Origin of the sequence: Bacillus sp. SIMBA_031, assembly GCF_046535225.1 — a bacterium.
GTDB lineage: Bacteria > Bacillota > Bacilli > Bacillales > Bacillaceae > Bacillus > Bacillus velezensis.
Genome location: NZ_JAWRXC010000006.1, coordinates 188,191 through 197,740 on the forward strand (window position 1 = coordinate 188,191; position 9,550 = coordinate 197,740).

The following is a 9,550-nucleotide window of genomic DNA, read 5'->3' on the forward strand; positions in this document are numbered from 1 at the left end:
GCATCAAAAAAAGCCGGCAGCCCGCCGGCTTTTTTACATTCCTTCAGTTTCAAACCTTTTAATATCACGTTTATGCCCCATCAGCACAAGACAGTCACATTCATGAATGACAGTCTCCGGAGAAGGGGACAGCTGAATGTCTCCATTATGTTTCAAGGCGAGAATGGTGCAGCCGAATCTGGCCCGGACGCCGAGATCAAGAATGGATTTTAAATGCAGCTTTTTTGTGGCTGAAAGCTCCACAATGCTGTATTCATCTGACAAATCAATGTAATTTAAGACATTTTCATCCGAAAGGCTTTGCGCAATCCGCACGCCCATATCCTTTTCGGGATGGATAATACGATCAGCGCCGATCTTTTCAAGCACTTTGTGATGATAATAGTTTTGCGCTTTCACCCAAATATTAGGGATGTTCAGCTCCTTCAATAACAGCGTCGTCAGCGTGCTTGCCTGAATGTTGGCGCCGATTGCTACGATGACATATTCAAAATTTCTGATGCCGAGCGACTGAAGCTCGCTTTCTTCCGTTGAATTTGCCCGCACAGCATGCGTGGCATAAGAGGAGTATGCGTTGACCCGCTCTTCGCTGATATCGACCGCAAGCACCTCATGCCCCATTTTAAAAAGCTCTTTACAGATGCTTCCGCCGAAACGGCCGAGTCCGATGACGGCAAATTGTTTATTTTTGATTTTTCCCAATCCTCATAACTCCTTAAGAAACTGTTTTCGTCACTCCAAATACAACAAACAAGAATGTACTCCTGTTTCAAGGGTTTGTCAATGCGAGGGCCGGAAGAAAGAAAACAGCACAAAAAAAGACCGGCTGACAAGCGATGGGCTTGTGCCGGTCTTTTTTTCGCAATTATTTGCAGTTGCAAGGCTGTGTCGGCGGTGTGCTGCGTTTTTGAACAACAATTGTGTCCTCAGCATAGAATTTAGAACCGATGCTTAATGATTTATTTTCTGCACGGAACTTATATGTACCTGCAGCAGGCAACGTTTTGTTATTAAGAGAAAGCTTAAATTCCGCTGCGCCGAGCAAATCAATGTTTAACGGAAGTCTGACTGTTTTGCCGTTATTCAGAATCTGTCTTTCACGCAAAGCGTGTCCGTTGACTGTATCTTTTGTTGTAGCCGCAAATCCGCTAGGAAGGGTAAATTCCATAACGCCTAAGCTCAGGATCGTGTTCGGACGGTACGTCAATTCGATATCAGAAAATGACCATTCCTGCTGGCTGGCACCTGTATATTTTGCAAATAAGGTAGCAGTCGCTTTCGTGGACATTTCCGGCTCGTGAACGGTTGAGCCTGACTCAGCGGCGAATGACGCTGTCGGCAGAGAAAGAAGCAAAACCAGGCCGAATAAACTTGCCATGACAGTTGAGAAAAATTTCTGTTTCATTTTCATAAATCCCCCTAAAAAAATTTTGCTGATTGTTCTTAAAAAAGAACGACCATACCTATAAAAATTTACCATCAATTTTAATGGAAGTAAATGGGGTTATATTCCTATATTTTCTCAAAAATAATCAAATCACGACAAAAAACGCCTGATTTTGATTCAGGCGTTTTTTTCGTCCGTTTCTATCGGAATAAATTTAAAAATCTCCCCGCTCTGAACCGAGTCGGCGAGACGCTTCAGCCAATGATAATAAGCTTTCGAGCTTTCAAGCTGATCATATAACTGCCGCGCTTCTTCCTGTAATTCCGCGTTGCCTTCCTCGGCCATCAAAACGGACTGCAAATCCGCCTGGGCCTGTTCAATGGCGGACAAATTCACCTGAACTTCACGATCCCATTTCGGCGGGAAGAAATTCGTGAAAAACGTAAAGAAATCTTTTTCCGCTACAAACGTATGCTTCCGTGTGCCGCGGTGAAAGGTTTTTTTGACAACATTTAAATCCTGCAGCTTTTTGACGCCTGTGCTCATACTCGGTTTGCTCATCTGCAGTTCCTCACGCATTTCGTCAAGCGTCATTTCATCCCTCATATACATTGTTCCGTATAAAATCCCGACACTCCGTGTGATTCCGTAAAGATCCATCGTCTCTGCAATGGAATCAATGACAAGATCCCTGGCTTGTTCTATAGCTGCGAATTCTGGATTCTCATCCATACTGTCCCTCTTTTCCTCTTGAAGTTTAAATTTGTTAAGTCATTTCTTTATGTTCTTAATCTTAACGAATCATGACGAAATGTCAAAATCTAAACGGACTGACCGGGTTTTGACAGGCAAAAAAACATGTGTTAAATTAATATTGTTAAAAACATTAAATTTTTATTTAACAAACTTACTTTTCGGTAAGGAGGACTTTTATGAGCAAAACGCTTTATATCGGCGGCGAATGGATCAGTGCAGAAAAAAAACAGACCCGCCGTATCATTAATCCATTTAATCAAGAAGAAATTGCAACGGTATGCGAAGGAGACCGGGACGATGCGGTGAAAGCCATCGCCGCAGCCAGAAAAGCATTTGATGAAGGGGAGTGGCCGGTGCTTTCCGGGCTCGAGCGCGGACAATTTGTTCTGAAAATTGCGGAATTAATCAGACGCGATCTGAACGAATTAGCTGAGCTGGAATCGCTCGATACAGGAAAAACGATTGAAGAAAGTAAAGCCGATATGGATGATATCGCAAATGTATTTCAATATTATGCCGGTTTGGCGGATAAAGACGGAGGCGAGGTCATTTCATCTCCGATTCCCGATTCCGTAAGTAAAATCGTCAGAGAGCCCATTGGCGTATGCGGACAAATTACGCCGTGGAACTATCCGCTCCTTCAGGCGAGCTGGAAAATCGCTCCCGCTCTTGCGGCCGGAAACACGATCGTTTTAAAGCCGAGCGAGATTACTCCGCTGACAACCATTAAAGTCTTTCAATTAATAGAAGAAGCCGGTATTCCGAAAGGGGTCGCCAATCTCGTGCTGGGGCCGGGCGCCTCTGTCGGCGACGAGCTGGCGAGAAACCTCGACGTCGATTTGGTCTCTTTTACGGGCGGAATTGAAACAGGCAAAAAAATCATGCAGGCGGCAAGCGGCAATGTGAAAAAGATTGCCCTGGAGCTTGGCGGCAAAAATCCGAATATCGTATTTCAAGATGCAGATCTCGAAACAGCTGCAGATCAAGCGCTGAACGCCGTGTTTTTCCATGCCGGCCAAGTTTGTTCGGCAGGGTCCCGTCTTTTGGTGGACGAAGCCATTCATGATGAATTTTTAGCCGAGCTGATCAAGCGCACGAAACGCATCAAATTAGGAAACGGTTTTCATGAAGATACGGAAAGCGGTCCGCTGATTTCCGCCGAGCATCGGGCCAAAGTCGAAAAATACGTAGAAATCGGTATCGAAGAAGGGGCAAAACTGGAAACAGGCGGCAAACGTCCTGATGATCCCGCCCTTCAAAATGGTTTCTTCTATGAACCTACTATTTTCTCAAACTGCAAGTCTGATATGCGGATAGTCCAAGAGGAGATCTTCGGCCCCGTTTTAACAGTTGAGTCATTTTCTTCTGAAGAAGAAGTGATCAGACTTGCCAACGATACCATTTACGGGCTGGCCGGAGCGGTATGGTCAAAGGATATTGAAAAATGCGAACGCGTAGCCGCCAAACTGCGGATGGGAACGGTATGGATCAATGATTTCCACCCGTATTTCGCGCAAGCGCCATGGGGCGGGTACAAACAATCGGGCTTCGGCCGCGAACTCGGCAAAATCGGTCTGGAAGAATACACGGAAATCAAACATATTTACCGCAACACGAAACCTGCGGCTGTGAACTGGTTTCAAGCATAACGAGGAGGAGATACAATATGACATTAAATATGAAAGTAGAAAGCATGCATAAATTCCATACATTCGAAATCCCGACAGTCATTAAACACGGAATCGGCGCGATTCAGCACGCGGGAAGTGAAGTCAGAGCGCTTGGCGTCACAAAAGCGCTGCTCGTAACAGACCCGGGAATTTATAATGCGGGAGTGGCAAACCCGGTCATTGAATCTTTGCAGGAAGCGGGCATCGAAGTCGTCCTGTTTAACAAAGTGGAGCCGAACCCGCCTGTACGTCTTGTAAACGAAGGATCAGAACTGTATAAAAAAGAAAACTGCAACGGCCTTGTGGCTGTCGGCGGCGGAAGCTCCATGGATACAGCGAAAGCGATCGGAGTAGAAGCGACACACGAAGGAAGCGTGCTTGATTATGAAGCCGCGGAAGGCAAAAAGCCGCTGGAAAACCGTATTCCTCCGCTGACAACGATCCCGACGACTGCGGGAACAGGTTCAGAGGTCACACAATGGGCGGTCATTACAGATGAAGAAAGAGAATTTAAATTCAATACGGGCGGACCGCTTATCGCCGCGCATTTAACGGTCATTGACCCTGAGCTGCACACGTCCATGCCTCCGCATGTGACGGCTATGACAGGTATTGATGCCCTTGCGCACGCCATCGAGTGCTATACGATGAAATTCGCGCAGCCGATCACTGATGCCGTCGCTTTAATGGCCATTGAATATGCGGCGCATTATATTAAGCGCGCGTTTGCGGACGGAGAGGATTTGGAAGCAAGATACGGCATGGCGCAGGCGGCGATGCTTGCCGGCCTTTCATACGGCAGTGAATCAGCAGGCGCGGCGCATGCGATGAGCCAGACGCTCGGCGGTATCATCCCTGTCGCTCACGGACAATGCGTCGCAGCTATGATGGGGCCGGTAATGGAATACAACTGGAAAGGCTATCCGGAAAAATTCGCCCGCATCGCCAAAGCATTCGGAATCGATACAAGCAACATGACAACCGAAGAAGCGGCAAAAGCGTCCGTCAACTGGATGTATGATCTTGTAAAAGATTTAGAGGTGCCGAGTTTAGAAGAACAAGGTGTGTCTCCGGACATGATTGAACGTTTATCAAAAGAAGCCATGAAAGATCCGCAAACATTCGGAAACCCAAGAGATTTGAATGAGAAAGCATACAACTGGATTTACAAACGCTGCTTTGACTTAACGCCGAAAACGGTATAATAAATGAACCCCGCTCCTTTACAGAGCGGGGTTTTTTAAGGATAATGTCAAGAAAAAGGCGGTGGTGGCTGATGTGGAAACGCATAACAGCAAAGACGGAAGGCGTATATATAGCGGATACCGAACAATTTGTTACCAAAAAGATGGACAAGCTTCGTGCGGAATACGGCGGGTTCCCCGGTGACCTGCATTTCGGACTGACAAAAAAGGCCGGCGCGCGTGAGCCGATGTATGAAAGAGGAACAGAAATTTTTAACCGGAGACAAATTTCAATCGTGTCCATGGAGGAATGTGATGACATTGCGGAGAAAATGGGGATTTCTCATATCTTTCCCGAATGGCTCGGCGCTAATATCGCAATCAGCGGTTTTTCTGCACTGACGCCGCTTAAAGAAGGAAGCAGAATGATATTTCCAAGCGGTGCGTCTCTGTTGTGCGAGGGAGAAAATGATCCATGCATTCAGCCGGGAGAAGTCATTCAATCCTTTTATCCGGATCAGCCAAAACTCGCCGCGGCGTTTGTGAGGCACGCGATGGGCAGAAGGGGAATTGTCTGTATTGTTGAACGCCCGGGTGACATATGCACGGGCGATGCGGTCACCATCCATTCTTATGAACCGAAACGCGCCAAGAAAAAAATCGAGAAGGTCTGACTCAGACCTTCTCGATTTTTTGTTTGATTTCTTTTATTTGATTAATGTGACGCTTTTCATGATGGCCGATAAAATCAATCCACTGGCGGATCGTCAGTTCTTGAAAAACAGGATGGGGAAGCACACGTTCTAAGTCTTCCTCGTTTAATGATGAAATAACTGCGGTCAGCTGCTGTCTTGCCGTATCTAATTCCTGTTTTGCTTCAATGACTGATATTCGGTTTTGCTCAGGTTCGAGGTGTGACGGAGCCGGCCGTTTATTTGTTCTGTCCTCTATAAACTCCATCGGTTGTTCTTCTATTTCTTTTAACGGTGCGTCTTTTGCCTGCTTTGATAAAAGGGTCTGCGCTGTTTCGTCAATTTTCTTTAAATGGTCAAGGACTTCCCGCACGCTCCACTCATCAGCTGCGGGCTTTCGGTTGAATTCCTCATCAGAGAGTCCTTTCAGTTCTTCCCAGGTCTGCTGTCTTGCTTCATTAAAAATGCTCATCCTATCTCCTCCTTTAGAGTAAACATATCATATCCGGATTGGATAATCATGTAATCAGCCTTCCTTGTCAGAAAATTGAAACCATTTACCTTTACATCCGTATATAAAGTAACACTCCGACACCTCAGCCGAAAGGAGGATAGAATGTGGACATATTTCATCTGCCGCTTGAAACGGTCTATCTTTACACATTGATTATTTCGGGAAGTCTCACGCTTTTGATTCTGTTTTTTCAAGATGTGTTTCACGGCCTCTCGGAAGCCATTCCTGTTTCATTTTTAAACCCTGCATTGATTCTGTCTTTTTTAACAATCTTTTCAGCCTCAGGTTATAGCGGCGAAATCGCCGCTCCGCTATCAAGTCCTGTCATTGCGTTGCTTTCATTTGTTCTTTCGGTTCTTTTGGTCAGCCTGCTTCACTTCTTCGTCCTTGTCCCGCTTTCATCAGCGGAAGAATCGCTCGCGTATCGGGAGACAGATTTAAAGGGCAGAGTCGGCAGGGTCATTACTTCCGTCCCGAAAGACGGCTATGGGGAAGTGATCATAGAGGGAATAGGGGGCGCCATTTCTAAATCAGCCGTCAGCTTTGATCAAGAACAGATCAAGTACGGAACGGCCGTATTAGTGATTGATGTAAAAGACGGAGTGCTTTTTGTGACGCCGCATGAACCAATCTGATATCTAAGGGGGAACTGTTATGACTATGCCGATTATCATCGTTATCGGAATCGTATTCTTTTTACTCATCGCACTTATTGCTGTATTTATTACGAAGTACCGGACGGCGGGGCCGGACGAAGCCCTTATCGTGACCGGAAGTTATTTGGGGAATAAGAATGTTCACATTGATGAAGGCGGAAATCGTCTGAAAATCGTCCGGGGCGGGGGAACGTTCGTGCTCCCGGTATTCCAGCAGGCAGAACCTCTCAGTTTACTGTCAAGCAAACTTGATGTCTCTACACCTGAAGTCTACACAGAACAAGGCGTGCCGGTAATGGCCGACGGAACCGCCATTATTAAAATCGGAGGCTCCATAGGTGAAATCGCAACAGCAGCTGAACAATTTTTGGGGAAATCTAAGGAAGACCGTGAGCAGGAGGCGCGGGAGGTGCTGGAAGGCCATCTGCGCTCCATCCTCGGCTCCATGACCGTTGAAGAGATTTATAAAAACAGGGAAAAGTTTTCTCAGGAAGTCCAGCGGGTTGCGTCTCAGGACCTTGCTAAAATGGGGCTGATGATCGTTTCTTTTACGATTAAAGACGTCCGAGATAAAAACGGCTATCTTGAATCATTAGGTAAGCCGAGAATCGCCCAAGTCAAGCGGGATGCGGACATTGCCACGGCAGAAGCGGATAAAGAGACGAGGATTAAACGCGCGGCCGCTGATAAAGACGCAAAAAAATCAGAGCTGGAGCGGGCGACGGAAATAGCTGAAGCGGAAAAAATCAATCAGCTGAAAATGGCGGAATACAGAAGAGAGCAGGATACAGCAAAAGCCAATGCCGACCAGGCATATGATCTTGAAACAGCAAAAGCCCGCCAGCAGGTGACAGAGCAGGAAATGCAAATTAAAATTATTGAGCGGCAAAAGCAGATTGAATTGGAGGAAAAAGAAATTCTGCGCCGTGAGCGCCAATATGATTCTGAAGTGAAGAAAAAAGCCGATGCTGACCGTTACTCGGTGGAACAAGCGGCCGAAGCCGCAAAAGCGAAGCAGCTCGCAGAAGCGGATGCCGAGCAGTACAGTATCGAAGCGATGGCCAAGGCGGAAGCGGAACGCGTGAGAATTGACGGTCTTGCTAAAGCGGAGGCTGAAAAGGCGAGAGGAGAAACCGAAGCGGAAGTCATCCGCCTGAAAGGTCTCGCAGAAGCGGAAGCTAAAGAAAAAATCGCCGAAGCATTCGAAAAATACGGTCAGGCTGCAATCCTTGATATGATTGTGAAAATGCTGCCTGAATATGCGAAGCAAGTCTCAGCGCCTCTTTCCAACATTGATAAAATAACCGTCGTTGATACGGGAGGAAGCGGTGAAAACGGCGGGGCCAATAAAGTCACAGGCTACGCAACCAATTTAATGGCCGGTCTTCAGGAAAGCTTAAAAGCATCTTCCGGAATCAATGTAAAAGAGCTTATTGAGAATTTTTCGGGAAAAGGAAACATAAAACAAAGTATAAATGAACTTACAAAAGAACTGAGTGATTCAAACGAACGGCACAGCCCGGAATAAAAAAACAGCAGGCGTAAACCGCCTGCTGTTTCAGTTCGTCCGCTTAGCTTCAAGAAGCCGCGGCGCAGTCATGAATAATAAGATAAGGACAATGGCCGAAAGGATAAAAGAAGGAATCATATAAGTCGCATTATAGACGGACGAATAAATCCATACCGGCGTGCCTTTCGGAGCATAGCTTCCGAAAAAGACAGCTCCGGAGACCACATGTGCCGCATAGCGCAGCACACTGCCGATGAAAACACCGCCTATAACATACATCGTTAAAGCGCCTCTTTTTTTATTCAATGCCGATTCTCGTACACCCGAAGCTAACATGCCGCTGAAACCGAGGACTGCAAATGCCGCGATGTAATCAAGAAATAGCTGCACCGGGTGCTGCAAAAACAAATTGCCGATGGCGATCTGGACAATCCCTGTTAAAAAGCCTGTCGTAAGCCCGGCCTTCACTCCCCAGCGGAATGAAATCAAAAAAATCGGAATCATCATAATAGAGACCGAACCGCCTTGGGGCATCCGGAGAAACATGCCTGAGACAATGTCCAGAATGACGGCCGCCCCGGTCATAATCGCTATTTCAATTAAGCGCACAAGCTGTGTTGAATGATTCATAGTTTTCCCCCTGGTCAGACAACCGTATCAAGGATAAACAAAAAAGCAGCGCGGGGAAGGATGGGAAAAGGTCCGCGCGCTGCTTACATAAACTGCAAATCATTTGGCTTTGCCACATCCCTACGCCAGCGTTAACTAACAGGTTCAAAGGGTCAGAACAAAACGTTCACTCTCAGCTTTAATGCTCCCCTTGTGGTCATCAAGTATTTAGTTCAATCTTACTATACAAGAAAATATGCCAAACCACAAGACAGCTTATTTTTCTATAGAAGAGAAACTGAAATAAGTATGAAAGAAAATAATCAATGATTTTTTTAAAAAAACTATTGTTATATTTTCAAAAGGGTGTTATATTATTAAACGTCGCTGATGAACAGCAGACAACAACGAAAAGCTTCGGAAACAACTTGAAAAAAGTTGTTGACATAAAAGAAGCTGAGTGGTAAGATAATAAAGCTGCTTCAACAAGCGGTAATGATCTTTGAAAACTAAACAAGACAAAACGTACCTGTTAATTCAAAGTTTTAAATAAATCGCACAGCGATGTGCGT

The 9,550-nt window shown here is 46.0% G+C and carries 10 protein-coding genes and 1 riboswitch; of the genes, 5 read left to right on the forward strand and 5 right to left on the reverse strand.

Annotated features, from left to right (window positions below; all coding sequences use genetic code 11):
* Positions 1-33: 33 nt before the first annotated feature.
* The 3 genes from ktrA to gbsR all read right to left on the reverse strand — a co-directional run bounded on the left by ktrA (position 34) and on the right by gbsR (position 2,119).
* On the reverse strand, positions 34-702 hold the full coding sequence (gene ktrA / locus SB724_RS15985; RefSeq protein ID WP_007613331.1) for a potassium uptake protein KtrA: 669 nt from the start codon (positions 700-702) through the stop codon (positions 34-36).
* 163 nt (positions 703-865) lie between these two features.
* Positions 866-1,405, reverse strand: a complete 540-nt coding sequence (gene bslA / locus SB724_RS15990; protein ID WP_015240450.1) for a biofilm surface layer hydrophobin BslA — start codon at positions 1,403-1,405, stop codon at positions 866-868.
* Between the two features lie 159 nt (positions 1,406-1,564).
* Complete coding sequence (gene gbsR / locus SB724_RS15995; RefSeq protein ID WP_410571869.1) at positions 1,565-2,119, reverse strand: transcriptional regulator GbsR; 555 nt, start codon at positions 2,117-2,119, stop codon at positions 1,565-1,567.
* A gap of 200 nt (positions 2,120-2,319) precedes the next feature.
* Between gbsR and betB the strand changes: the two genes are divergently transcribed.
* The 3 genes from betB (at position 2,320) to SB724_RS16010 (ending at position 5,671) form a co-directional block, all read left to right on the forward strand.
* A complete protein-coding gene (betB, locus tag SB724_RS16000; protein WP_014418720.1) occupies positions 2,320-3,792 on the forward strand; it encodes a betaine-aldehyde dehydrogenase in 1,473 nt (490 codons plus the stop codon).
* 17 nt (positions 3,793-3,809) lie between these two features.
* Positions 3,810-5,018, forward strand: coding sequence for a choline dehydrogenase (gbsB, locus tag SB724_RS16005; protein ID WP_003152181.1), 1,209 nt, complete (start codon positions 3,810-3,812; stop codon positions 5,016-5,018).
* A gap of 71 nt (positions 5,019-5,089) precedes the next feature.
* A complete protein-coding gene (locus SB724_RS16010) occupies positions 5,090-5,671 on the forward strand; it encodes an MOSC domain-containing protein (protein ID WP_003152182.1) in 582 nt (193 codons plus the stop codon).
* Between the two features lies 1 nt (position 5,672).
* Here SB724_RS16010 and SB724_RS16015 read toward each other — a convergent pair whose 3' ends face one another.
* Positions 5,673-6,161 carry a DinB family protein gene (locus SB724_RS16015; RefSeq protein WP_032876875.1) on the reverse strand — a complete coding sequence of 163 codons (489 nt, stop codon included), beginning with the start codon at positions 6,159-6,161 and terminating at the stop codon, positions 5,673-5,675.
* A gap of 146 nt (positions 6,162-6,307) precedes the next feature.
* Here SB724_RS16015 and SB724_RS16020 point away from each other — a divergent pair, with 146 nt between their 5' ends.
* Together SB724_RS16020 and floT are read left to right on the forward strand one after the other, a co-directional pair.
* Entirely contained in the window at positions 6,308-6,838 is a 531-nt protein-coding gene (locus tag SB724_RS16020) for an NfeD family protein (RefSeq protein ID WP_410571871.1), read from the forward strand.
* A gap of 19 nt (positions 6,839-6,857) precedes the next feature.
* Entirely contained in the window at positions 6,858-8,387 is a 1,530-nt protein-coding gene (floT, locus tag SB724_RS16025) for a flotillin lipid rafts scaffold protein FloT (RefSeq protein WP_014418715.1), read from the forward strand.
* A gap of 30 nt (positions 8,388-8,417) precedes the next feature.
* On the opposite strand, the gene thiT is transcribed toward floT, so the two are convergent.
* Entirely contained in the window at positions 8,418-8,999 is a 582-nt protein-coding gene (gene thiT, locus SB724_RS16030; protein ID WP_045208586.1) for an energy-coupled thiamine transporter ThiT, read from the reverse strand.
* Positions 9,000-9,099: 100 nt separating this feature from the next.
* A riboswitch (TPP riboswitch) is annotated at positions 9,100-9,200 on the reverse strand.
* Between the last annotated feature and the right edge of the window lie 350 nt (positions 9,201-9,550).